Raw genomic sequence first — 26,715 nt, forward strand, 5'->3', positions numbered from 1 at the left:
AATATTAAAACCCTAAGTTTGAGCTTAGGGTTTTTTATTTAGTTATCGTAATTACAAATATCGCTTCCTATAGTAGAACCGTCCGGTATTTTTGGCGACACATTTATTTTGAATTTTTCTGGATGCTCAAAAAACGTTTTGATCATTATTCCATATTGAATACTCATGGCATCTTTTTTCAAAAACTTTTGGGACAACTCTAATAAGGTTTTGTTCGCAATTGCTTTTGTTTGTAGATAGCTTTCGTTATTTACAGCCAAATTCATAATGTATTTTAATACGTTTGCATTGATCTGATGCTGAATTTCACTGAGATAGGTATCCGTTTGAACTTTATGAAATGAGACTTCCAGTAATTCTGAAATAAGATCTTCAAGTCCTATCTGGCTTTCATCGAGTCCTTTTTGTAAAACTAAGCGATTGGCACGCTGCGGATGAAGCAAATATCTCAATGTCATATCACTAGCGGTATTTGCTACGCTTAAAGGATCGAATGCTACTCCAGTTTTACCCTTGAAAGATTCTCGTGATCTGTAGTACCCATTCGCTCTAGGCGGAAATAACCCTAGCTTATCTTTAGGAATGGCCAAAGTTTGGGCATCTAATGTCTTAAGTATGGCTTTCAGTGTTTCATTCTGAAGCTTTACATCAATAGGGTTCGTTGTAATTTGTCCGTCACCTTTGACGGCATAATTATAATCCAATCCACCAACAACTTTCGTTGCAGCCTCAACCTGATAACGATGGAAAAAATACAGAGGCACAAACACATCCTCTAATACTGAATAGGGCTCGTAACTTTTGATATTATCCTTTGAAAAATTGGCCATAGCCAATTGGCGCACTTCTAATACGCTATTGAGCTCATCAGCTGCACTTCTTCCGTTATCCCACAAGTGTGCTAGGGCATGTGCGCCGCCAGCAGCTCTGGCGTCAGAATCTGTAATGAATCGTAGGCCATCATCTTGTGCTTTTTTCAAAATACCATTTAAAGCGTCTCTTTCGTTTGTTTTCTTGTCAAATTCAGAATAGCTATAGGCAACTGTGACTTTATCCCATTCACCAATACCAGTATCGTAGGCATCACTGAAATCTACTTTTCCGTTTTCAAAAGTAATTTGAGGATGTGGATAGTCCATTACTGAAGCTCTATTATTTGTGCTTGCAGCAAAATTATGACTGAATCCGAGCGTATGACCAACTTCATGTGCACTTAACTGACGAATTCTTGCTAAGGCCATTTCTAACATAGGTTGATAATTATCATCTCTTTCGGCAAAGGGTTGATTCATCAAAGCTTGAGCAATCATGAAGTCCTGACGAATGCGCAAACTTCCTAAGCTCACATGCCCTTTTATAATTTCACCAGTTCTTGGATCAACTACACTACCGCCATAACTCCAGCCACGTGTAGAACGATGAACCCATTGTATAACGTTATATCTACAATCCATTGGATCTGCGTCCATAGGGAGCATTTCTACCTGAAAAGCATCCTTAAAACCGATAGCTTCATAGGCTTCATTCCACCAACGCGCACCATCGAGTAAGGCCGACCTCACTGGCTCTGGAGTACCAGGATCTAAATAGTAAATAATAGGTTCTTTGGCTTCACTTTTAGCACGACCAGGATTTTTCTTTTCCAAACGATGTCTAATGATAAAACGCTTTGTAATGCTTTCCTGAATAGGCGTTGCGTAGTCCATGTAAGACATCGAAATAGCGCCGCTTCTAGGATCGAAAACACGTGGTTTGTAATTATCATCTGGTAACTCCACAAACGAGTGATGCTGAATCACAGTAACTAATGACGAGGTCGGTGTTACACTGCGTAAATTTCTCCCAGTAGGTTGTCCTTTGAACGTCAGTAATGCTTCAAATTCTACATTTTTCGGGAAGGCCTTCGTGCGTTCTAAAGCCAGTGCACTTTTTGAAGCATCTATTTTGTAAGTTCCCTCTTTACTACTTTTTAGACGATTAGAAACACCATGAGCATCTTGCATTAAGAATGGCGTCATATCTACAATGAATTCACCTTTATCCTCTGAAAGGATTTTAAAACCAAATAAAACAGATTTGGCAAAAGCCTGTTCAATACTCTTTCGTTCTAATTCATTATCTGTATTAGCACGGTATTTTAAATTTGGTTGAATAAGCAATAATTTATTTCCTGCTCTTTCAAAATAAACCACGCGATCACTACCTAATTGACCGCGATCTAAACCTATATCATTACTTCCCACGCCAGAAGCTAAAGAATTAACGTAAAGAAATTCCTGATTTAAATTCTTAACTTTCAGATAGATTTTATCTGTAGATGCTTCATAATAAAAGTCGAAAAAACCCTCGTAAACCTGAAGGTCCTTTTTATCTAATATTTGTGCATTGATTGAGAAACTTGCCAAAAGAATGAGGGAAAGTAGAAGACGTTTTTTCATTTTCAGAATTTTGATGGATAAAGCTACGGAATTTCTAAAAAACCGATTCAAAATTATGCGACTTTAATATGACCTATTATATTTGCAGAAATTCAACTTATTTATGATTACTTCAGATCAAATAAAAGATCTTAATACCCGTCTAGACGCACTTAGACAGTATCTTTGACTTAGATGCTAAACTCATAGAAATTGCTAACGAAGAAGAGCAAACTTTCGACCCAAACTTTTGGAATGACTCAAAAAAAGCAGAGCAGGTTATGCGCTCAATCCGGGAGAAAAAAAGCTGGGTCAACGACTTTAACGCTGCCAATACACTCTACGAAGATTTAGAGGTTATATACGAGTTTTACAAGGAAGACGAGGCTACCATGGAGAACGTCGAAGCACGTTTTGAAAAAGCTGTGAATGCCATTGAAAAACTTGAATTCAAAAATATGTTATCCGAGGAAGGCGATAGTCTCAGTGCCGTTTTACAAATTACGGCTGGTGCCGGAGGAACCGAATCTTGTGATTGGGCAAGTATGTTGATGCGTATGTACTTAATGTATGCTGAGAAAAGCGGTTTTAAAGTGAAGGAACTTAACCATCAGGAAGGTGATGTCGCCGGTATAAAAACCGTGACCCTCGAAATTGAAGGCGATTATGCTTTTGGCTGGCTTAAAGGCGAAAATGGTGTTCACCGTTTGGTGCGAATTTCACCATTTGATAGTAATGCCAAGCGCCATACAAGTTTTGCCTCGGTTTATGTTTATCCACTAGTTGATGATTCTATAGAAATTGAGATCAACCCAGCAGATATAGAGATTACTACGGCCCGATCTAGCGGTGCTGGTGGGCAAAATGTAAATAAAGTAGAAACCAAAGTGCAATTATTGCATAAACCAACTGGAATTCAAATTCAATGTTCTGAGACGCGTTCGCAACACGATAACCGTGCGCGCGCCCTTCAAATGTTGAAATCGCAATTGTACGAAATAGAACTTCAGAAGCAAATGGCACAGCGTGATGATATCGAAGCTAGTAAAATGAAAATTGAATGGGGAAGCCAGATCAGAAACTATGTTATGCATCCGTATAAATTGGTGAAAGACGTTCGTTCAGCTCACGAAACTGGTAATGTTGATGCTGTGATGGATGGTGATTTAGAACCCTTTTTGAAGGCTTATCTGATGATGATGGGACAGCAAGAAGAAAATACAGGAAAACTATAGATGAAAACAATAGACACCATAATATTTGATTTGGGCGGTGTTTTGATCGACTGGAATCCTGAGTACGTTTATTTAGATGTATTTAATGGCGACCGCGAAAAAATGCAGTGGTTTTTTGATAATATCTGTACATCGGATTGGAATGAAAATCAAGATGCTGGTTACCCTATGCAGAAAGCAACTGAGGAACGTATTGCGTTATTTCCTGAATATGAAGAACTTATTAGAATGTATTATGGTCGATGGGTAGAAATGTTAGGTGATGCCATTGACGATACCGTTTCTATTTTGAAACAATTTGTAGAACATCCTGATTATAAGGTCGTGGCACTTACAAACTGGAGTCATGAGACCTTTCCTATTGCGTTGGACAAGTTTGAATTTTTACACTGGTTTGAAGGAATTATTGTTTCAGGCGAAGAAAAAACCAGAAAACCATTTAAAGAAATTTATCAACTTACACTAGATCGATTCCATATAAAAGCAGAAAATTCTGTGTTCATTGATGATAATTTGAGAAATGTAAAGGCTGCTGAAAATTTAGGCATTAATGGCATACATTTTGAATCACCTCAACAGTTGAAACAACAATTAATGCATTTAGATATACACTTAAAATGATTAAAATTTATCATAATCCAAGATGCCGGAAATCGAGAGAAGGCCTTGCTACTGTAGAGGCTTCAGGACAACCATTTGAAATTATAAAATACCTCGATCAACCAGTATCTCAAGAAGAATTAACAGAAATAATTACTAAATTAGGCATAGAACCAATAAACTTAGTGCGTAAGAATGAAGCCATTTGGAAGTCGGATTTTAAAGGTAAAAAGCTTTCAAATGAAGCTATAATCGAAGCTATGGTGATGCATCCTAAGTTAATTGAGCGACCTATAGTTATTAATGGTAAAGATGCCGTAATCGGAAGACCAGCAGACAACATATTAAATATTATTTAAAATGAAAAAGACTTTTTTGATCGTATTTGCCCTTTTCATAGGCTTCAATACATATAGTCAGATAAGAAGAGACCGTAACAGAATACCTCAGACCAATACGCAACCTTCAGATGCAGATATCGCTAAAAAGGAACGTGAAATGGAAGAGCGTAAAATGGAATTCATCAATAACTTCCTCACTACTCTAGAAGCTGATGAATTTCAGAAGGAAATAACCAAACAATACATAAGTAGCTTTTTTGACGAGAAGGTGAAAATAATTCAAACGAGATACGAGCGCAGTTTTGACCGTGAGGAAGCTCTTAAAAAACTAGAAGACACACACTTCAAAGACTTAGAAGAACTCATTTCTGAATCTGATATGACCAAGATCAAAGAGATGATTAAGGGAAATTTTGACGAGAAAGAGACCAAAAAGAAAAAGAAGAAAAGGAAAAAGAAGAAGAAAAAGGATAAGGATAATGAAGAGGATAATCGGTAGTTAGCTATAAGTAGCAAGTTATAAGTTGGAAGTTGGAAGTTGGAAGTTTACTGCCCTATTATGTCTTCATACAGTGTTTTTAAATTCATACCGAATAGTAATCTTGAATACCAGAATTGACAATCCTAATCTTGCTTTAACATAAGATTAACCAAAGTCGCCGCAAGTAAAAGTAATTTTGCGCATCCAAAAGCACAAACACTCTAACCTGTGAAACGACTTTTTTTATACACCATTTGTTTTTCAATACTTAGCACTACCCTAGCCTTTGCTCAAAAAGAGGTCAAGGTCGAAGGAAAAGTCATTGAAGAAGGATCAAATATTCCACTCGAATACGCTACTATTACTTTCAAAAATGCTACAGACAACACGGTTGTAACAGGTGGTATTACTGATACAGAAGGAAAGTTCAGTATCACCGTTCCCGCAGGAAATTATAATATCGCTGTTGAATATATTTCCTATAAATCAAAAACATACGACAATAAAGCTATCACTGACAATATTAATTTAGGAACGGTAAGTTTAGCCTTGGATATAGAATCTCTTGAAGAGGTAGAAATTATTGCTGAGACTACTACAGTAGATATTAGACTCGACAAAAAGATATATAATGTCGGAAAGGACCTTACTGTACGTGGAGGAACCGTTAGCGATGTTTTAGACAATGTACCTTCTGTATCTGTTGATGTCGAAGGAAACGTGGCCTTGCGAGGTAATGGTGATGTGAGAATTCTAATTAACGGAAAGCCATCTGGACTTGTAGGATTAAATTCAACAGATGCTTTGCGTCAATTGCCAGCTGAAGCCATCGAGCGTGTAGAAGTCATCACCTCTCCATCTGCTCGATATGATGCCGAAGGCTCTGCTGGGATCTTGAATATAATTTTAAGACGAAGTAAACTTCAAGGTCTTAATGGTGCAATCACAATCAATGGTGGTTATCCGTTACAAGCCGGGGTTTCAGGAAACATTAATTACAGAACAGGCGATGTCAATATTTTTAATACCACAAATTATAATTATCGTGAGGCTCCTGGAAATTCGCTTACTGAAACGGAATTTTTTAACGGCGACGATCCAAGTACTTTCTTGTTCGAAGACCGCGAATTCGATAGAACCAGAAAAGGCTATAGCACAAATACAGGAATTGAATGGTATGTAAATGAAAGTAGTTCTATCACTGCTACTTTGGTTTATAGAGATAGTGATAACGAAAGTGATGCGTTTAACCGTACACGCGAGTTCGACTCAGACTTCAACCTTCTAGATACCACGATTCGTCGTGACCCAGAACTCGAAGATGATCGTACGGTTCAGTATTCTTTGAGTTACGACAAGCAGTTCAATGAAAATAGTCAACATAAATTTACCTTCGATTTTCAGTATGAAGACAGTAATGAGCTAGAACGTTCATTAATTAACCAGAATAACTTTGATGTTGAAAATGTGGTTACGGACGAAAACCAAACTCGAATGTTACTACAAGCAGATTACGTGCAGCCAATCAATGAAACCGGACAATTTGAAATCGGTTATCGTGGTGAATTCTTTGATTTGCTTACAGATTATTTAGTAGAATTTAGACTAAACCCTGAAGATCCTTTTGAGGTGAATACCAATTTGAGCAACGTTTTGGATTTTACGCAACAGGTAAATGCATTTTATACACAATACGGAAATAAGATTGGTGAACGATTTTCGTACTTGTTAGGACTTCGATATGAAGGCACCAGAATAACTATTAACCAAATCACTAGTGGTGATTTTGATAAGAAGGATTACCACCAATTATTCCCAACGGTCAACCTGGCTTTCGAACTTTCTGAGGACGAAAATATAACATTAGGATATAACCGTCGTGTAAGACGTCCACGTTCACGATTCATTAATCCTTTTCCTTCAAGAAGTAGTGCCACTAACCTATTTCAAGGAAATCCAGATTTAGATCCAAGTACATCTAGTGCATTCGATTTAGGTTATTTCAAAAAGATGGGGAAACTGACATTTAACGGTTCAGTATATTTCCAAAGAGCTAAAGAGGCTTTTAATTTTGTGGCTTTAGAAACTGATAATTTCTACATATTCGAAACCAATCAAACCGTAAATATTAATGATCCAGATTTTGATCAGTTGAATGAGGATTTTGATTTGGTTCCTGTCATTCAACGCACACCGATTAATCTAGCGACTAACGATAGATTTGGAGCTGAATTTACACTTACCTATCGTCCAAATAAAAAATGGAATCTCAATGGTAATTTTAATCTTTTCAATTCTAGTACGAGAGGTGATTTTGAAGGTCAAAATTTTGATGCTGATAATTTAAGTTGGTTTGTTAGATTAAATAATAAATACACTCTACCAGGTGAAATAGACTGGCAAACGCGCTTATTTTATCGCGGTCCGAGTGAAACAGCCCAGAGCCGAAACCAAGGGATATTTTCAATGGATCTTGCATTTAGTAAAGACCTTTTCAAAGATAAAGCATCTATAGCCTTTAATGTTAGAGATGTTTTTAATTCTCGTAAGCGTCGTTCAGATAACTTTACTAATACATTTGAAAGTTATAGCGAATTTCAATGGCGTGTACGTTCATTTAATTTAGCGTTTACATACCGTTTCAATCAACAAAAGAAACGTGAACGTGATGGTCGTGGTAACGGTGGTGAAGACTTTGAATTTGAAGGATAATTTACAGCTTTCAATCTTCCGCTTTTAAAGGTATTATTATTGTTATTTTAGTCTTTTCGATTAGAATTCTAATATTATTTGGATCGTAGAACGTATCGTTGTGATTCTTTATAAAATCTGAATAATTCTTGTATTCCAAATAATGACTAAGAGATTCTGCTACATAAGATTTTAGTCTGATTTTTCTGTTGGGCTCAGTCACAACGGAATGGTATTTATCTCTTAAGCTTTTTTCACCATAAGGTTCTCTGCTATCTTCCAAAATATAGTCTGAAAGCAATTTTGCTCTTGGCTGAATTTTATCTGTGTTAAGTTCTTCCTCAGCCTTCTCAAAGGCGGTCTTAAGCAGTATTTGGTACATTTTTAAAGCTTAGTTTTTCAATATTCGCGATTCATTTCAAGAGCACATAGTTATAATTTCCAAAAACTTTCCAATTTATTTCCATTAAATACCGAAAACTCTTAGTTGATTTGAACATCCTAATTTTATTTAAAACTACATTCAATTTTTTTTGAGCCTAACACTTAATAAACTAGAAATTAAAAGTTTAGAACTATAACAACCGGCAGAACAATTCAAATCTAATCTACTATATACAAATGCTTCAAATCTTAAAATCAAACAAAATGAAAAAATTATTAATGATTGTTTTTACGGTTATCCTCAATGTTGGGATATTTTCATGTAATCCTGAAAGTTTAACTGAAAATCCACAAATTGAACAGTCTTGTTGTGGTGAGATGGCTGAAATACCTCCACCGCCTCCACCACCAGATGGTCTATAAAACAAATACTTAGTATTTTAGATGAATGAAGGTTTTTTCTTACGTATTTATCAGTCTGTTGTTCATTTTTTATAGTGTTCAATCAGAAACTTTTGCTCAAAATTCATCAGACAGTCTTAAACACTATTCCAAACTGGCATTGAATCCCCAGAGTGGCAAAGACTTGTCTGATGCCTATAGGTACTTTGATCATCATTTTCAAGTGGATCGAGAGACAAAGGATAAGCATAAGGCTGTAAATTCGTATTATTATTTAGTCAGTATTTTATATAAAAGTGGTAACTATCACAAGTGTGAGGAGGTTGCAGTGAAGGCATTGAAAATACTAGATAAAATGCGTAACTCCACTTTCACTTCATCTACAAGAAAGAGTTTTTATAATCTTCTCGGTGTCATCTACAAGGAACAGAAAAACTATTCTAAAGCTGAGGAATTGTTTCTTGAAACTTTAAATTTCGCCAACACACCTGAGGATAGTGCAAAAATTTACAATAATACATCTCAGTTGTACCTCAGTATGTCCCAGTTTAAAAAGGCGAAGGACGAAATTCTAAAGGCTTATAAAATCTTACCACGTGTTACAAACATTTTAGACCGAGCTCTCATAATAGATAATTATGGTGTACTAGAATCTGAAACCAATAAGGCCAATGCCTTAATACTTTTGAAAGAGGCATTAAAGCTACGTGAGTCTGTGGGTGATACCTCAGTGATTTACACAAGTTATTCTCATTTGGCTCAATACCATTTCAAAATCGGTAAACTAAATCAATCTAAAGTATATGCCTTAAAAGCCTACCAATTCGCAGAGGTCATCAACTCACCCATTTATCGGTCTGATGCTCTAAGTCTTTTAACAAAATTAAGTGATGATAAGTATGTTCAGGCCTATAAAAGATTAAGTGACAGCCTTAATGATGCCGAAAAATATGCAGAAAACAAATTTGCCTTAGCAAAATATGATGTATCAAAAGTGAATAATGATCTACTAAAAAGTAAAAGAAAACAAAGGGGTGTTTTGTATGTTTCACTGCTGCTTTTGGCAACCTTTCTGATCATTTATTTCTTTCAGAACTCAAGGCATAAAAAAGAGAAACTTCAGCAAGTTTACGATACCGAAACTCGCATTTCAAAAAAAGTTCACGATGATATTGCCAATGATATATTTCAAGTGATGATGACCCTTCAGGCTGAAAACTCCATCAAAAAAACAATTAAAAAAGATATTGAACGCATCTACGACAAAGCAAGAGATATTTCAAAATTGTCGGGTGAAATTGATCTTGACTTCGACTATACGTCTGTTTTGAAAGACTTGGCTCTGAGTTTCAATAATGAAAACACCAGCGTTATTATTAAGGACATCTCGAAAATAAATTGGGATAAAGTTCCAAAACCAAAGAAACTCGCGCTATTTAAAATTTTGCAAGAGTTATTAATAAATATGAAAAAGCATAGTGATGCCTCTGTCGCTGTCATTTCATTTAGTAAAAAACTCAAAAAAATGGTCATTACATATTCTGACGATGGCGTTGGCTGTAACTTAAAAATGGGAATCGGTTTGCTTAATGTGGAAAACCGTATAAACGCTATGGGCGGTCATATTACTTTTAATTCAATTATTAATAATGGCTTTAAAGTCAAAATTGAAATTTAGATATGTTTAAAAAAGTTTTAATAGTAGACGATCACGATGATATACATAAAAGTATTCTAAGTATATTAAAAAGTTTTGGTACAACTGAGGCCTGCAATTCTCAATATTGCGACGATGCATTTCTAAAAATAAAAAGAGCAGATCTCGATCAAGTTCCCTTCGATTTGCTCATTACCGATCTGTCCTTCAAAAAAGATCATCGTAATTGTACAATCTGCAATGGTGAAGATCTCATTGCCAAGTTGAGAACGGTATATAAGGATCTACCCATCATTGTTTATTCCATGAAAGATCAACTTCAGAAAGTGCGATTATTGGTCAACAAATACAATATAAACGCTTATGTCTGCAAGGATCGCAACGGTTCTAAGATCCTTTCAGAAGCCATTGCATCCGTTTATAATAAGACGCTATTTTTATCATCGCAAGTAGCAAATGCTTTAAGCTCTAAAATCGATTTGGAAATTACCGACTATGATATTGAACTAACGAGACAATTGTCTTTAGGTTTAGATCAGAAAAAAATAAGTCACTATTTTTCAGAAAACAACTTTTCGCCTGTGAGTGTAAGTTCAATTGAAAAACGTCTTAATAAATTACGTATAAAATTCAAGGCGGATAACGCCACTCACTTGGTGGCCAAAATGAAGGATTTAGGATTAATCTAAAGTATACGTATTAAGCCAATTTCAATCACTGCCAAATTGTTTATTTCTTATCGAAAAAAATAAGAATCTTACGGAATCCCGTTAGGAATACCTTTACCCTGATTTTACTTTTGAAGCAAATTAACCATAATATAAAAGTCATGCCCGTATATGATAATCTAAGTGGAGATTCAGATGTTTATTCATTTGATTTAGGAAAGGATTTCATTATTGTAAGATTTACAACTAATGAGTCCTTTCTTTACACATATTTAACTACAGGTGCACAGCACATAGAAAACATGAAATCCTTTGCACTACAAGGGCAAGGTTTAAGTAGTTATATCAAAAGGTTTGTAGGTGAACGCAGTGCATTAAAACTCTAAAATGATGACTGTAAAAACATTTTAGCACAAATCATATAACTATACCAATTTACCAATAAACATGACCTTTCTCATGTTGTTGCCTTTATTTTTTGGCTAAATTGCTACAATGAATACCATTGCAGCACGTATTTACGATTATCTTAAAGCCTATCCGCCATTTAACTTGCTCAATCCTGAGCAATTAATGGCTATTTCTACAGCGGTTGATGTTATTTATTTAGAAGATCAGCACTATTTATTTGAAATTGGACAACCTGTAGCCAATCACTTTTATGTGGTTCGTGATGGTGCCATAGGTTTGTTCCGAAAAGATAATACCCTTGTCGATGAGTGCGATGAAGGTGATATTTTTGGACTTCGTGCTCTCCTTAGAAAAGGTGATTATAAACTCAACGCAAAAGCCATTGAAGAGAGCATTGTTTATAGTATTTCCTCTGAACTATTAGAATCATATATTACCACCAACACAAATGCTAGTCAATTCTTAATGGCGAGTTTCGCGTCCAATACGAAAGCAAGAAATTCTGAAGACGACGATTTTATGGAAACGCTGAGTCGTTCTTCGGAATACACCTATTTACAAACGGCTGATTATTCAAAAAATCCTGTTACCTGCACGCTAGAAACTACGGTCAAAGAAGCGGCAAACATCATGACCGAAAAACATGTTGGGTCAATAGTTATAGCGAAGGACAACAAACCCATCGGAATAATTACCGATAAAGATTTACGCACTAAAATTGCCACTGGGAGGTTTGAGATCCAAGACAAGGTGTCAACCATAATGTCATCCCCAGTGATTACCTATCCCGAGACCATTACTGTGGCAGAGGCGCAAATCGCCATGTTAAAACACCGTATTACGCATTTATGCATAACCAAAGATGGAACTGATCATTCGGATTTAACAGGAATCTTATCTGAACACGATATTATTGTTCTGCGAGAAAACAATGCCTCTGCACTCATTAAAGAAATTAAGCGAAGTCATTCAGCTAATGAATTAAAAGGTATCCGCCAACGTACAGAATTACTCTTGAAACGCTACTTAGAGCAGGATATTCCGATTGATTTTATGTCGAAATTGATCTCTGCAATCAATGATGCCATTACACAGCGCATTATAGGGTTTGCACTCGATAAAATGGAACAAAAGCCACCTACAGCATTTGCGTGGCTGGCTATCGGAAGTCAAGGTCGACAAGAGCAATTACTCATGACTGACCAGGACAATGCTTTGGTTTTTGAGGACGTTTCGAAGGAATATTATGAGGCCACCAAGTCTTATTTTTTGACGCTATCGGAATATATTAATTCGGATTTAGAAACAGTCGGGTTTGAATTGTGCCCAGCACAAATGATGAGTAATAATGCCAAATGGTGCAATTCGGTTTCTGATTGGTCTCAGCAGTTCAAACGTTGGATCACAACTCCAGATCAGGATAATTTAATGCTATGCACCATCTTCTTTGATTACGAACATGTTTACGGCGATAAATCTTTAGTTGAACAGTTATCTGAGCATATTTTCAATCATATAGAATCGCATGATATATTCCTCAACTATTTGGGTAGAAATGCGCTTCAAAATCCACCACCATTAAGTTTCTTCCGACAGTTCTTAGTTGAAGCTGATGGTGAACATAAAGACCAATTCGATATTAAAGCAAGAGCCATGATGCCGTTGGTTGACGCTGCCCGACTACTCATTCTATCACACAATATTAAGTCTATTAATAACACTATCGAACGCTACGAAAAGCTAGTAGAACTCGAGCCTCAAAATAAAGACACCTATCAGTTTTGTATGGAGGCCTATAAAAACTTATTACGCTTTAGAACCGAACAAGGATTAACCAATAATGACTCAGGACGCTTTATTGATTTAGAATCTCTTAGTAAAGGGAATCGTTTACGTTTGAAGCGCAGTTTCAAGGCTGTTAAGGCAGTACAAGATTTAATAAAAACACGTTTTAACCTTTCGCAATTAATGTAGTATGAATTGGTTCAAACGTAAATCCTATCCCGAATATTGGTCGAGCTATACAGCTCACTTTTCAAAACCACAAGAACAACAACTTGATGGTATTCGTTTTGTAGTTTTTGATACAGAAACCACTGGGTTAAACACTAAAACTGATCGTGTATTATCCATCGGCTGTGTGGCCATTGAGGGTTTAAAGGTTAGAATCTCAGACCAATTAGAAACCTATCTTCAACAAGATCAATTTAATGCCGACACAGTGAAAATTCATGGTCTATTAAAAGCAGGAAAGCTCACCAAAGTTGAAGAAACCGAAGGTCTTTTACAATTTCTTGATTACACAAAAAATGCTGTATTGGTAGCGCATCATGCGGCTTTTGATGTGGCAATGATCAATCAGATGTTGCATCGCAATGGATTGCCTAAACTGAAGAATCATGTATTAGACACAGGACAATTATTTCAAAAGACCAAGATCGACACCAGTAAATCTCATTTCAGTTTAGATGAACTCGCCGAGCGGTTCAACATCCCTAAACACGACCGTCATACTGCCTCTGGTGATGCTTATATTACGGCCTTATTATTCTTGAAACTAGTTTCAAAATTAAAAAGCAAAAACCCAAAACTAACGCTACGCGATTTGGAGCGTTCTAATAATCGAGTTGGGTTGTTGTAGGGTAATTGTTCATTTTTTTCTTGACAAAAAAACGAACCAAAAAAGTCAAGACTGAAAAAGGAAATCACTTCGTGACGTTCGCTCTAGTCACCTAATATGTAATCTTTCAATTTTAAAATAATTGGGTTTATCCTTAATCTTACTTTATCACACTGTTTTACAGCTCACTATTTCTGCTTTCAGTCATTTTCCGACTTCGTCGGAATCAACGATTTTAAGAAATAATGAGCTACAATCAATCTTAATACCTAAATTAAGGATTAATAGATGAACCAAAATAAATTTTAATTAATTAACCTAATGTGGCGAATGGTGCTTTAGCAATTTCCAATAAATCGTTTTGATCTTTTGTTTCGTTTTGCATCAAGGCAAAATGAACATAAAAAAACACACCCCATAAGAGTGTGTTTCATCCTAACTAAATTATAAACAAAAAAATCATTTATGAATTCTTCATAAATATCTTAAGCAACTGCGCTTAATGCCTTTTTCTTAGTTTCAGTTTTAGCTTTTGGAGCATCAAACTGATTCGATGTATTCTTTGCACCGCCTGCTTTTAGAGCATTATCACCAGCAAAGAAGGTTTTATGATCATCCCCAAGGTCAGATCCTGCCATTCGCTGATGCTTCACACAGGCTACATTCTTTCTGATCTCCTGACGCTGAACTTCCTTAACATAAGCCAACATGCCATCTGCACCAAAATAGCCTTCTGTAAGATCATTCATGTGCAACGCCGTTGTGTGATATGTTGGTAATGTGATCAAATGGTGGAAAATTCCAGCTTCTCGAGCACCATCTTTTTGGAAGGTTCTGATCTTTTGATCGGCTCTGTAGCTAAGCTCTGTATTATCGTATTCTTCAGCCATGAGATTATTTCTATCGTAAGCTGTCATATTTTCGCCTTCGGCTACCATCTCTTCAAATACCTGGTTACGGAAATTCAATGTCCAGTTAAATGAAGGTGAATTGTTATAAACCAATTTGGCATTTGGTATCACCGCCTTAACACGATTCATCATATGTGCAATTTGTTTCACATTAGGTGTTGGTGTCTCAATCCAAAGCAAATCAGCACCATTTTGAAGACTAGTAATGCAGTCTAACACAACGCGGTCGATATTTGAACCGTCTTTGAACTTATATAACCCATTTGGTAAACGCTTAGGACGCATCAATTTTCCATCACGTTTTAATAGTACATCGTCTTCCTTAGCCTCAGTAATTGTGATCTCTTCAGCATCAATGAATGCTAAATACTGCGAAGCTAAATCTCCTGGTTGCTTACTAACAGGTAACTTTTGAGTTAATCCAGCCCCTTCAGAATCAGTGCGGGCCACTATAATTCCATCCTCTACTCCTAATTCAAGAAAAGCATAGCGAACAGCATTCAACTTAGCAATAAAATCTTCGTGTGGAACGGTAACCTTCCCATCTTGATGTCCACATTGCTTAGCATCAGACACCTGATTTTCAATTTGAATAGCGCAAGCTCCAGCCTGAATCATCTTCTTGGCTAGAAGATATGTAGCTTCTTCGTTACCGAAGCCAGCATCAATATCTGCAATGATCGGAACAACATGCGTTTCAAAATTATCGATTTGATCTTGCACATCTTCACCATTCTGCAGACGTCTAAATAAATCATTAAGTTCTATGGCATCAGCCTGACGAAGAAAATCATAGATTTCAGCAATCAAGGCCGGTACAGCTGTTTTTTCGTGCATAGATTGATCTGGTAATGGACCAAATTCTGAACGAAGCGCAGCAACCATCCAACCAGAAAGGTAAAGGTAGCGCTTGCTAGTTGTTTTGTGGTGTTTTTTAACCGCTATCATTTTTTGCTGAGCCACAAAACCATGCCAGCATCCTAAGGACTGTGTGTAATTTGCAGCGTCTGCATCGTAATCAGCCATGTCTTTTCGCATTATGGCCGCAGTGTATTTGGCGATTTCTAATCCAGTTTTGAAACGGTTTTGAGTTGCCATTCTGGCTGCATTTTCGGGACTGATTGCAGTCCAGCTATTTCCAAATTTTGCTTTTAGATCCTTTATAGTCTCTAAAGCTGAGGCATAGTTACTTTGTGGTAAATTTTTCATAATTTTGAAATGTATTAATGATATAATTAGATTTAATATGAATCCCGTTTAATGTTGCCGCATTAGCGGGATTTTTTGATTTTTTTAATTTGATGCTTCGACAAGCTCAGCATGATCATTCTATTTATAATTGACGATACGCTGAAATGGTTAGGAATTCTTCAAATTCATCTTGCGTTACCAATCGTTTGAATAAGGTTATGGCATCACAAAATTTGGTATCCTTAATTTTAGCTTCGCCAACCTCTCTAATGAGCTTTTCAACTTCATCATCAAAAATTGCATCAAACAACTCTTGGTTGAAAACACGTCCGTCTTCAAGAGATGCTTTGTTCTTTAACCATTGCCAAACCTGAGTTCGTGAGATTTCGGCAGTTGCAGCATCTTCCATAAGATTATATAGTGCAACGGCGCCATAGCCTCTTAACCATGCTTCCATATATAGGATACCAACGTTAATATTCTTTCTAATACCAGCTTCAGTAATAGTGCCTTTTGGTAATTCTACGAGGTCTGCTTCAGTTACATTAACGTCTTCTCGTTTTCTAAATATTTGGTTTGGCGTTGGCATATATTTATCAAATTCAGACATTGCAACCTTAACTAACGCTGGGTGTGCAACCCATGTACCATCATGACCATTTTTAGCTTCGCGTTCTTTATCAACACGAACTTTTTCGAGAGCAACTTCATTAGCCTTTGCATTGTTTTTTATAGGAATTTGCGCAGCCATTCCGCCCATAGCATGAATACCACGCTTATGGCAAACCTGAATGACAAGATTTGAATAAGCCGCCATAAATGGCGTAGTCATTGTAACCTGATCTCTATTAGGAACGATGAATCCCTCGTGGTTTCTGAATTTTTTGATGTATGAAAAGATGTAATCCCAGCGACCACAATTCAATCCTACGATATGGTCTTTCAATTCGTAAATGAATTCATTTAATTGGAAACTTGCTGTTATCGTTTCAATAAGTAAAGTCGCCTTAAACGTACCTTGAGGAACACCAAGATAAGCTTGGGCATATTCAAAAACAGCATTCCACCAGCGCGCTTCTAGATAGTGCTCTAGTTTCGGTAAATAGAAATATGGTGCTGTTCCATTTTCTAGCAAGATTTTTGAGTTATGGAAAACATATAGACCAAAATCAAATAAACTACCAGAAACTTCTTCACCATCGACCAAAACATGTCTCTCATTGAGATGCAGCCCTCTTGGTCTTACTAAAAGAACAGCCGTTTCATCATTTAATTTATAGTGTTTACCTCTAGATTCATCAATTAGCTCGATGGTTTTTTTATTCGCATCTAATAAGTTTTGTTGACCTTCAACAGTATTTGACCAACTTGGTGCGTTACTATCTTCAAAATCAGCCATAAAAGTTTTGGCTCCAGAATTCAAGGCATTAATAACCATTTTACGATCAACAGGACCAGTAATTTCAACACGTCGGTCCATTAAGTCTTCAGGAATCGAATCTACCTTCCACCCACCTTCTCTTACATGTGCCGTCTCTTTTAAGAACTCAGGAAAATTACCTTTATCAAAATGCGCTTGTTGCCCTTTGCGCTTATCTAATAAATCGAGACGTTGCTTATCGAATTTTCTATGAAGCTGTCTAACAAACAACAATGCGTCTTCTGTTAAAATGTTTGGGTAAAATTGGTCAACCTCTCTTGAAAAGGTTAAATGGTCTGGTGTAGCGATTAAAAATTCCATACTATAAATGATTTGATGAGACAATGTTACAACAAGTTTTTGAAAAAAACAAGCGAACGTTCGCTATTTTTATTTTTTCGCTCATAATTGAATATTCGCAAATAATTATATCTTTGTTTATATGGAACAAGATTATATCAAGCTTATTTTTGGACTAAAACTTAAGCAAATCCGCACTGACCGTGGGCTTTCACTATTTGGTCTTTCTAAACTATCTGGACTTTCAAAATCCTATTTGAATGAGATTGAGAAAGGAAAAAAATATCCAAAACCTGATAAAATTGCAGCGCTTTCGGAACATTTAGAGGTTGGTTATGATGATTTAGTGTCCTTGAAATTGGATAAAAATCTTGCGCCAATTGGAGAGATTTTACAATCCAAACTATTAAAGGAAATTCCTTTAGAGCTTTTTGGTATTCAAGAAAGCACGCTTATTGACATCATTTCGAATGCACCAGCAAAAGTCAATGCGTTCATTAGCACCATCATTGAGATCGCACGTAATTATAATTTTAGTCGCGAAAACTTTTTCTTAGCGTCCGTTCGTTCGTTTCAAGAAGCGAATAACAACTATTTCGAAGACCTCGAGCAAGAGGTACTGAAGTTTGCTAAAACCTATCAGGTAGATCTTTCAAAAAAGATAACTTCGAAGGAATTAGAGGATATATTAGTTGAAGAATATGGGTATCATATTAATAATGACGAGCTAGAAGCACATAGCGAACTCGATAATCTCAGATCCATCTATGTACCCAAGACCAAAACACTTTTGATTACCAAAGGTATTGACGATGCCCAGCGATCATTCATCTATGCTAAGGAATTGGCCTATAATTATTTAAAAATTGAAGAGCGACTTTATACCTTTTCATGGATCAAGTTTGATAATTTTGACGAAGTCCTAAATAATTTTTATGCCTCATATTTCGCAGGTGCCTTAATTATCCCTCGGGAAAGTCTTGTCGAAAACCTGAAACAAGTTTTTTCTAAAAAGCGTTTCAATTCTAAAGAATTTTTATCGCTTTTGTCCAACTACAACGCTTCACCTGAAAGTGTATACCAGCGCTTGACAAACATTCTTCCAAAGGATTTCAAACTTAAAAATCTTTTCTTTTTAAGGTTTTCACATAAACAAGATACCGATGATTTTTCACTGAATAAAGAGCTGCATTTAGCTAAACATCAATCACCGCGTGCGAGCGAAACTGATGAGCACTATTGTCGTAGGTGGGTCTCTATTAAGGTATTGAAAGCTATAAGTGAGAATAAATCCGACCATGAATTCGATATTCAAATATCAGATTATGCAACTGAAGAAAAACAATATTTGGTTTTGGCGTCAGCGACCAAAGATCCTTTTAGGGATAACCGATATAGAAGTGTCTCTATTGGTATTGAAATTAATTCACAATTTCAGCGAAGAGCCAATTTCCTTGAGCATAGAGGACTAAAAACGGTTCATGTCGGTGTGACCTGCGAACGTTGCGCCATTGTAAATTGTAATGTTCGAAAAGCGGATCCTGTTTTTCTAGAAAGAAAAAAGAAGGAAACTGATACGGAAAAAGTGGTTAAAGCCATTCAGGAAAAATACAGTCAATAAGAAATCCCAAATTCCAATGCACACAATTTCGGAATTCAGGATTTACATTCTCAATAGTCATATTGATAACATAATCAATGACTACCGATATATTCAGACAGGTTTATAGTACGTTATCCATTATTTCCTGAACTACCTCAGGATTAAGCAATGTACTTGTATCACCCAGATTACTAGTATCTTTTGAAGCGATTTTTCTCAAAATTCGTCTCATAATTTTACCAGATCGTGTTTTAGGTAAACCTGACGTGAATTGGATCTTGTCTAACTTGGCAATCGGACCAATACGATCAGTAATTAATTGATTAATTTCTCGACGTACGTTGTCGTGATCTCTATTTTCACTTGTATCCTTCAGCGTGATATAGCCATACAAAGCATTACCTTTAACATCGTGCGGAAATCCAACAATAGCAGATTCTGCCACGGCATTATGCTCGTTAATAGCATCTTCAATTGGCGCCGTACCGAGATTATGACCAGAAACAATAATTACATCATCTACCCTACCTGTAATTCTGTAATACCCTACTTCGTCGCGCAAAGCACCATCGCCAGTGAAATACATGTTTTCGAATGCTGAAAAATATGTGTCCTTATAGCGCTGATGATTGCCCCAAATGGTTCTAGCCATCGATGGCCATGGGAATTTAATACAGAGCCTTCCATCAACCTGATTGCCTTTAATTTCCTGACCATTTTCGTCCATCAATGCGGGTTGAATTCCAATAAATGGTAAGGTGGCATAAGTTGGTTTTGTAGGTGTTGAAAACGGAATTGGTGTGATCATAATTCCGCCCGTCTCGGTTTGCCACCAAGTATCAACAATCGGACTTTTCTTTTTACCGACATTGTCATTATACCAATGCCATGCTTCTTCATTGATAGGTTCGCCTACGGATCCTAAAACTTTCAAGGAAGAGAGATCATATTTTTCAACAAGCTCGGTTCCGTGTTTGGCTAAGGCTCTAATGGCCGTTGGCGCTGTGTAGAACTGATTGATCTTGTGTTTTTCTACAATATCCCAGAAGCGTCCAAAATCAGGGTAACTCGGAACACCTTCAAACATTACAGTGGTTGCCCCATTACATAAAGGCCCGTAAACAATATAGCTATGGCCGGTAATCCAACCAATATCTGCGGTACACCAATAGATATCTTCTTCACGGTATTGGAATACATTTTTGAATGTATATGCCGTGTATACCATATAACCTGCTGTGGTATGCAACATCCCTTTTGGCATTCCTGTAGACCCTGATGTATATAAAATAAATAAGGGATCTTCAGCATCCATAACTTCAGCAGTATATTCGCGATAGGCCTCGTCTAATAAAGGTTGAAGCCATTCATCACGGCCTTCCTTCATGTTGATATCAGAATTAATTCGCTTTGCGACTAGAACAGTCTCCACACCTGGACAATCCTCTAAGGCTTCGTCAACAATACCTTTAAGATCGATAGTTTTCGCACCGCGAAAAGAACCGTCTGAACAAATAACCATTTTGGCATCACAATCATTAATTCTTGTGGATAGAGCTGTAGCTGAGAATCCGGCAAACACTACAGAGTGAATAGCTCCAATTCGTGCACAAGCTAGTACAGCAATCGCCAATTCTGGAATCATAGGCAGATAAATACAAACGCGATCTCCCTTTTGAATACCTTTATCATGCAGTACATTGGCGAATTTACAGACGCGATCATAAAGCTGCCTGTAAGTAATATGCTCGGCCGGCTCATTTGGATCATTCGGTTCGAATAGTATTGCCGTTTTATCACCGCGAGTATGCAAATGTCTATCAAGGCAATTCTCGGTAATGTTTAATTTAGCACCTTCAAACCATTTGATCTCTGGTTTTGAAAAGTCCCAACTTAAGACATTATTCCACTTTTTACGCCATTCAAAATGTTCTTCAGCAATTTCTTCCCAAAATGATTCAGGGTCTGAGGTTGATTTTCTATAGACCTGAAAGTATTCTTCAAAGTTTTTAATATGATAATTACTCATGGTTGATTAAGTTTTTATGTATTCCTATTTGATTTTTTTTATAAACAGTTTCAATTTCTGAAATTATCGCGACATCGTCAATGGTTGACGGCACATTATATTCTAATTCGTCTGAAATGTTCCTCAACAATTTACGAAGAATTTTTCCAGAACGTGTTTTCGGCAATCGTTTAACAACAAGGACATCTTTAAATGATGCAACTGCACCAATTTCGTGACGAACATCTTGTACGATCTCTTTTGAAATTACCTCCTCATCCTGATTTTCACCAGATTTCAAGACGATTAATCCCAAAGGTTTTTGACCTTTTAAATCGCAATGCACCCCGAATACAGCACACTCAGCAACGGCCTTGTGTGAAGCAACAATTTCCTCCATCTCAGCTGTTGACAATCGATGCCCAGCCACATTGATGATATCATCTACACGACCCGTAATGAACACATAGCCATCTTCATCCTTGTAGCCACCATCACCTGAAAAATAATAGCCTGAAAATTTGCTAAGATATCCAGATTTGAAGCGCTCTGGATTGCCCCAAAGATTTAAAAGCGTACCTGGAGGTAAAGGCAATTTAACAGCAACGTAGCCTTCTACTCCGGCTTCAGTTTCACGACCGCTTTCATTCAGAATTTGAATATCGTAACCACAAACTGGTAAGGAAGCGGATCCGGGTTTTACGTCCATCAATTCAACACCTACCATATTGGCCAGCATCGGCCATCCGCTTTCGGTCTGCCACCAATGGTCAATTACGGGAATATTCAAATGTTGTTCTGTCCAGCGCAGTGTTGCCACATCACAACGTTCACCTGCAAGAAATTGATATTTTAAATGACTCAGATCGAATTTCTTAATAAAATCCCCATTAGGATCCTCCTTTTTAATAGCACGGATAGCAGTTGGCGCTGTAAACATTACCTTAACCTTATGTTCACTGATCACTCTCCAAAAGGTAGAAGCATCGGGTGTTTTAATTGGCTTCCCTTCAAATAAGATGGTAGTATTTCTATTTATTAGTGGTCCATAAACAATATAGCTGTGACCCACAACCCATCCAACGTCGCTTGCTGCCCAGTAAACATCGCCTGGCTCAACACCATAAACATGTTTCATGGAGAATTTTAAAGCCGTGGCATAACCTCCTGAATCTCTTATAATACCTTTAGGTTTTCCTGTGGTTCCTGAAGTATATAAAATATAAAGTGGATGGTTAGATTCAACAGCAACTGGCTCAATAGGCACAGATTTTGAAACTAGTTCATCATAATCAATATCGTAGGATTGATAAGGTATTTCAACCCCTAACTTTCGATCAAAAACAATGACGTGTTCTGGCTTATTCTCTGCCAGTTCTATGGCTTCATCTACAAATGGTTTGTATGGAATTATGCGTTGAATTTCTATTCCATTAGATGCAGTAATAATTGCCTTTGGCTTACAATCGTCTATACGGATAGCGAGTTCGTGTGGGGCAAATCCGCCAAAAACCACGGAGTGAATAACACCTAACCGCGCACAGGCTAACATAGCGTAAAGTGCCTGCGGAATCATTGGCATGTAAATAACACAGGTATCACCTTTTTGTAATCCAAGAGTTTCTAACCCTCCAGCTAATTTGGATACTTCATGATGTAATTGATTAAATGAAATAGCCGTTTTAGTGTCTGTTACAGGTGAATCGTAAATAATGGCATTTTGATCACCATAGCCATCCTCTATGTGCTTATCAATACAGAGGTAGCTGATATTCAATTTCCCGTCTGAAAACCACTGTGGATAGTCGTATTGGTCTGTCCCGAGAATTTCATTAGGCTTTTGATACCAAGCAATTTCTTCTGCCTGAGCCTTCCAGAATTTGGATGGTTGTTTAATACTTCTATCGTAAATATCTTGATAGCTCATGATTTACTTTTTTTAGAATTAAACAATCCAAACCAATTTGGATTCAACACTTTAAGCTTTATCAAAGCCCAAATAATAACTACAAAACAAATACCCATAACAACGGATTCTAATGGTCCAGTTGCGGTTTCACTTTCTAATTTAAAACGGAAAAATAAGGTCACAATAACGTATATACTGATAATAATATCAGACGTTAATGCATTAATTCGAAGTCGTTTCATTTTCTTTTACTTTAATTAAACATGGTTTGTTTGCACACAAAACCAACGTTCATTAAAGTTGAAATTAAGAAGCTATAAGTTCATTAATTTCTGAAACTATTTTTTTTACTGAAAACGGCTTTGTTAAATATTTATCAGCTCCTAGTTTTAAGCCCTTTTCAATATCTGAAGCTTTATTTTTTGCAGTTAAGAACACTACTTTTGTGTCCTTTAACTTATTATTATCCTTAATAGCCTTAAGTGTTTGATAACCATCTACTTTCGGCATCATTATATCTAACATTATAACATCAGGGACCACACGTTCTAAAATCTCCAAGGCCTCACTCCCATCTCTTGCAATATACACTTCAAAATCGTGCTTTTTGAACGTATATTCTAAGGTCATAACTATATTAGGTTCATCGTCAACGATGATAATCTTTTTCATGGCTCTAATTATCCTACAATTTACTTAAAAGGTAGCTTAAAACCAAAGGTTACGCCACTTTTTTGATTATTTTTTGCCCATATTTTCCCATTATGGTTCTCAACGATCTGTTTGCATATGGCCAGCCCTAAACCACTGCCCTCAGGCTTTTGAATATTTTGGTTTTTGGACTGGTAAAACTTATCAAAAATATATGGCATGTCCTGTTTGGGTATACCCTTTCCATTATCACTAATCGTAACCTCTAAAAACCCTTTTCCGTATTTATAATCTACTGCGATCTTTCCCTTGTTGGGTTCGCAAAACTTAATGGCATTAGACATCAAATTAGTCAATACCTGTACAATACGATCTTCGTCATATTGGGCATAAAAATCACTTTTATTAGAATGAATTAATTGAATATTGCGTTTTTCTGCAATTTGATGCAAACTATCAATAGTTTTCTGAATGGTTTCTCGAATGTTCTTTTTCTGAATATTGAGCTGTGTTCTACCTTTCGAAAGCTTTTCAAAATCCAAGATGTTATGTATCAATCGTGAAAGTCGATCACTATCTTGAAGCATATTCTTCAGAAATTGTGCTTTTATTTCTGAGGGCATATCATCTTCATCATCCATCAATAACTCTGTAGTTGCTCTAATTCCTGTAATTGGGGTTTTCAACTCGTGCGCTACGGTATCTAAAAACTCATCTTTTTGCTTATCTTTTTCTAATAGTTCTTCATTAGCCTCTTTTAACTGATTGGTGATTTTTGTTAACTCATCTGACTTCTCACGTAACAACTTATTGCGGGCAATGGTTTCCTTAGATTCTTCAAGAATTTTCAACACTTCAACCAGACTTACTTCATCTTCTTTAACAACACTAGATATCAATATTTTTGCTGATGCACCTCCTATACTACCAGTCAATAATTTTTCAGAAAAATTGATCAATCTCGCATCCGCCATTTGAGTATCTGGCGGTATATTATATTTTCTGAAAAATAGATTCAAAGCACGTTCGGTTCTCGTCTCGCCTAAAAATTTTACCAATACTTTTCTAATTTCAGCTACGTAAGCCTCACCTTTCCAAACTAATGCACTGTCTTGTAAATCCGTAAAGTTTCTGCTGTCAACATACATCTCAGCATAATTACGTTCACGATAATTTCCTTTAGTGATAACTGAAAAGGATACATAGCTAAAGATATTAACCAACATACTCCAAAAGAAGGCGTGGGCAGGTGGACTTAAAAAGTCAATTCCGAATAAGGCATGTGGTTTTAATGCTGCAATATTTCCTGGTCCATTCTGAACCCAATCGTCAGATCCTGTAAGTGCTTGAATGAAAAAAGGCAAAATTAAGGTATAGAATACAACACCTAACCCAGTGATGATACCAATTATAGTAGCTTTAGATGAACCTCTATTCCAAAATAACCCGATAAAGAACGATGGTGCCAATTGCGAAATAATGACAAAGGCCATCAATCCGATAGAATATAAGGATAACTCAAATGAAAAGTTGACATAAAAAGCATAGGCTACGATAATGATAGAAAAAATGGAAATACGCCTAATGTTCTTAATATACTTGGCGTTTCGCTCTGGTCTGTTTTTTACAAAGTATTCGAGAAATCCATAAGGTATCACCAAGTTGTTACTTACCATAGTCGATAAAGCCAGAGTTGCAACCACCACCATAGATATTACTGCAGAAAAACCACCTAAAAATACCAAAACCGACAAAAAGGTATTTCCGTTTTGTAGTGGTAATAATAGTGCGTAGTACTCTGCTTGATCTGGATTTCCGATTGTAAGATTACCCGCCCAAGCGATAAAAATTACGAAGATATTGAAGACTAAAAGGTACAGCGGAAACATCCAGATGGCGCCTTTCAAGTGTTTTTCTCTAACATTTTCTACAACCGAAATCTGAAACTGACGCGGCAGTAAAAATATTGCCATGAAGGATAACATTATTGTGTATAGCCAATTAAATCCATCTTCGAAACCATTGATCGTTATCAATGATTTAAAGTTTTCAGACTGCGACATTCTGTTATAGATATCTTCAGTTCCGTCGAATAAAATGTAGGTTACGTAAATACCAACAAATAAAAAGAAGGTCAGTTTTATTATAGATTCAAAAGCTACCGAGACCACAATACCTTTGTGCTTTTCTGATGCATCGGTAGCCTGAGTACCAAAAAAGGTTGCAAAAACGGCTAGAAGTAATGCAATGTAAAACGTAGAATCGTCATAAACTGAGGTTGACACATAGCTGGTTTTGTCTGATAAAATCTGAAAAGTTTCAGACACCGCTTTAAGCTGAAGCGATATATATGGTACGATAGCCAAAAGGCAAACAATTGTAACTAAAGCACCTAAAAATCTATGATTACCGTAACGTAGCGAAATAAAATCTGCTATAGAGCTGATCTTATGCTGTTTTGAAATTCTAATGATCTTTCTCATTACAACGATCCAAAGTGGAGCAGCTATTACAGGTCCCAAATAGATGGGTAAAAAATTTATCCCTGAATTTGCAGCAATCCCAATACTTCCATAATACGTCCATGCGGTGCAGTATACGGCCAGTGACAAGCTATATACAATAGCATTATTTACCCATTTACTTTTTGAATTCTTCTCAGCAACAAAAGCGATAAAAAATAATGCTGCTAAGTAAATGATGATCACTATGAATAAAACGTAATTACTCATAATAGCGCTTTAGAACAATATAAGACACAACAATTACTACCAACCAAATACTAAAAATTGAAAAGTAAAATGTAGGTATACCG

General features: G+C 36.5%; 21 protein-coding genes. 12 read left to right on the plus strand and 9 right to left on the minus strand.

What is annotated here, in order from left to right; genetic code table 11:
• Positions 1-38: 38 nt before the first annotated feature.
• On the minus strand, positions 39-2,438 hold the full coding sequence (locus DDY94_RS03750) for a zinc-dependent metalloprotease (RefSeq protein WP_111682709.1): 2,400 nt from the start codon (positions 2,436-2,438) through the stop codon (positions 39-41).
• A gap of 103 nt (positions 2,439-2,541) precedes the next feature.
• Between DDY94_RS03750 and prfB the strand changes: the two genes are divergently transcribed.
• From prfB to DDY94_RS03775, 5 genes are all read left to right on the plus strand, one after another.
• A protein-coding gene (prfB, locus tag DDY94_RS03755) for a peptide chain release factor 2 (protein ID WP_111682710.1) occupies positions 2,542-3,652 on the plus strand; the annotation gives its coding sequence in 2 pieces (ribosomal slippage) (positions 2,542-2,604 and positions 2,606-3,652; 1,110 coding nt in all).
• Entirely contained in the window at positions 3,653-4,273 is a 621-nt protein-coding gene (locus DDY94_RS03760) for an HAD family hydrolase (protein WP_111682711.1), read from the plus strand.
• Complete coding sequence (gene arsC / locus DDY94_RS03765; RefSeq protein WP_111682712.1) at positions 4,270-4,611, plus strand: arsenate reductase (glutaredoxin); 342 nt, start codon at positions 4,270-4,272, stop codon at positions 4,609-4,611. Before DDY94_RS03760 ends, arsC begins: the two co-directional genes overlap by 4 nt.
• 1 nt (position 4,612) lies before the next feature.
• A complete protein-coding gene (locus DDY94_RS03770) occupies positions 4,613-5,092 on the plus strand; it encodes a hypothetical protein (RefSeq protein WP_111682713.1) in 480 nt (159 codons plus the stop codon).
• A 210-nt stretch (positions 5,093-5,302) separates the two neighbouring features.
• Positions 5,303-7,786, plus strand: a complete 2,484-nt coding sequence (locus DDY94_RS03775) for an outer membrane beta-barrel family protein (protein ID WP_111682714.1) — start codon at positions 5,303-5,305, stop codon at positions 7,784-7,786.
• 10 nt (positions 7,787-7,796) lie between these two features.
• On the opposite strand, the gene DDY94_RS03780 is transcribed toward DDY94_RS03775, so the two are convergent.
• The gene (locus tag DDY94_RS03780) at positions 7,797-8,147 is read right to left on the minus strand and encodes a hypothetical protein (RefSeq protein ID WP_111682715.1); all 351 of its coding nucleotides are present in this window, start codon (positions 8,145-8,147) and stop codon (positions 7,797-7,799) included.
• A 266-nt stretch (positions 8,148-8,413) separates the two neighbouring features.
• Here DDY94_RS03780 and DDY94_RS03785 point away from each other — a divergent pair, with 266 nt between their 5' ends.
• From DDY94_RS03785 to DDY94_RS03810, 6 genes are all read left to right on the plus strand, one after another.
• Complete coding sequence (locus DDY94_RS03785; protein WP_157957233.1) at positions 8,414-8,572, plus strand: hypothetical protein; 159 nt, start codon at positions 8,414-8,416, stop codon at positions 8,570-8,572.
• Between the two features lie 25 nt (positions 8,573-8,597).
• Complete coding sequence (locus DDY94_RS03790) at positions 8,598-10,229, plus strand: tetratricopeptide repeat-containing sensor histidine kinase (protein ID WP_111682717.1); 1,632 nt, start codon at positions 8,598-8,600, stop codon at positions 10,227-10,229.
• Between the two features lie 2 nt (positions 10,230-10,231).
• Positions 10,232-10,897: a response regulator gene (locus tag DDY94_RS03795; protein WP_111682718.1), complete on the plus strand. Its 666-nt coding sequence runs from the start codon at positions 10,232-10,234 to the stop codon at positions 10,895-10,897.
• 140 nt (positions 10,898-11,037) lie between these two features.
• Positions 11,038-11,262, plus strand: a complete 225-nt coding sequence (locus DDY94_RS03800; protein ID WP_111682719.1) for a hypothetical protein — start codon at positions 11,038-11,040, stop codon at positions 11,260-11,262.
• A 109-nt stretch (positions 11,263-11,371) separates the two neighbouring features.
• On the plus strand, positions 11,372-13,261 hold the full coding sequence (locus DDY94_RS03805; protein WP_111682720.1) for a DUF294 nucleotidyltransferase-like domain-containing protein: 1,890 nt from the start codon (positions 11,372-11,374) through the stop codon (positions 13,259-13,261).
• A 1-nt stretch (position 13,262) separates the two neighbouring features.
• Entirely contained in the window at positions 13,263-13,928 is a 666-nt protein-coding gene (locus DDY94_RS03810; RefSeq protein WP_111682721.1) for a 3'-5' exonuclease, read from the plus strand.
• Positions 13,929-14,392: 464 nt separating this feature from the next.
• Here the strand turns inward: DDY94_RS03810 and DDY94_RS03815 are convergent, their stop codons facing one another.
• A complete protein-coding gene (locus DDY94_RS03815; protein WP_111682722.1) occupies positions 14,393-16,027 on the minus strand; it encodes an isocitrate lyase in 1,635 nt (544 codons plus the stop codon).
• Positions 16,028-16,151: 124 nt separating this feature from the next.
• Positions 16,152-17,750: a malate synthase A gene (aceB, locus tag DDY94_RS03820; protein WP_111682723.1), complete on the minus strand. Its 1,599-nt coding sequence runs from the start codon at positions 17,748-17,750 to the stop codon at positions 16,152-16,154.
• 121 nt (positions 17,751-17,871) lie between these two features.
• Here aceB and DDY94_RS03825 point away from each other — a divergent pair, with 121 nt between their 5' ends.
• A complete protein-coding gene (locus DDY94_RS03825; protein WP_111682724.1) occupies positions 17,872-19,350 on the plus strand; it encodes a helix-turn-helix domain-containing protein in 1,479 nt (492 codons plus the stop codon).
• Positions 19,351-19,453: 103 nt separating this feature from the next.
• On the opposite strand, the gene acs is transcribed toward DDY94_RS03825, so the two are convergent.
• The 5 genes from acs to DDY94_RS03850 all read right to left on the minus strand — a co-directional run bounded on the left by acs (position 19,454) and on the right by DDY94_RS03850 (position 26,632).
• A complete protein-coding gene (gene acs, locus DDY94_RS03830) occupies positions 19,454-21,361 on the minus strand; it encodes an acetate--CoA ligase (protein ID WP_111682725.1) in 1,908 nt (635 codons plus the stop codon).
• A complete protein-coding gene (locus DDY94_RS03835) occupies positions 21,354-23,267 on the minus strand; it encodes an acetate--CoA ligase (protein WP_111682726.1) in 1,914 nt (637 codons plus the stop codon). Before DDY94_RS03835 ends, acs begins: the two co-directional genes overlap by 8 nt.
• Positions 23,264-23,491, minus strand: a complete 228-nt coding sequence (locus tag DDY94_RS03840; protein WP_111682727.1) for a hypothetical protein — start codon at positions 23,489-23,491, stop codon at positions 23,264-23,266. The genes DDY94_RS03835 and DDY94_RS03840 overlap by 4 nt, the downstream gene beginning before the upstream one ends.
• A 64-nt stretch (positions 23,492-23,555) precedes the next feature.
• Positions 23,556-23,921, minus strand: a complete 366-nt coding sequence (locus DDY94_RS03845) for a response regulator transcription factor (protein ID WP_111682728.1) — start codon at positions 23,919-23,921, stop codon at positions 23,556-23,558.
• A 20-nt stretch (positions 23,922-23,941) separates the two neighbouring features.
• On the minus strand, positions 23,942-26,632 hold the full coding sequence (locus tag DDY94_RS03850; RefSeq protein ID WP_111682729.1) for a sensor histidine kinase: 2,691 nt from the start codon (positions 26,630-26,632) through the stop codon (positions 23,942-23,944).
• Positions 26,633-26,715 lie beyond the last annotated feature (83 nt).

The sequence above is a fragment of the Winogradskyella tangerina genome, from assembly GCF_003260205.1.
Classification (GTDB): Bacteria; Bacteroidota; Bacteroidia; order Flavobacteriales; family Flavobacteriaceae; genus Winogradskyella; species Winogradskyella tangerina.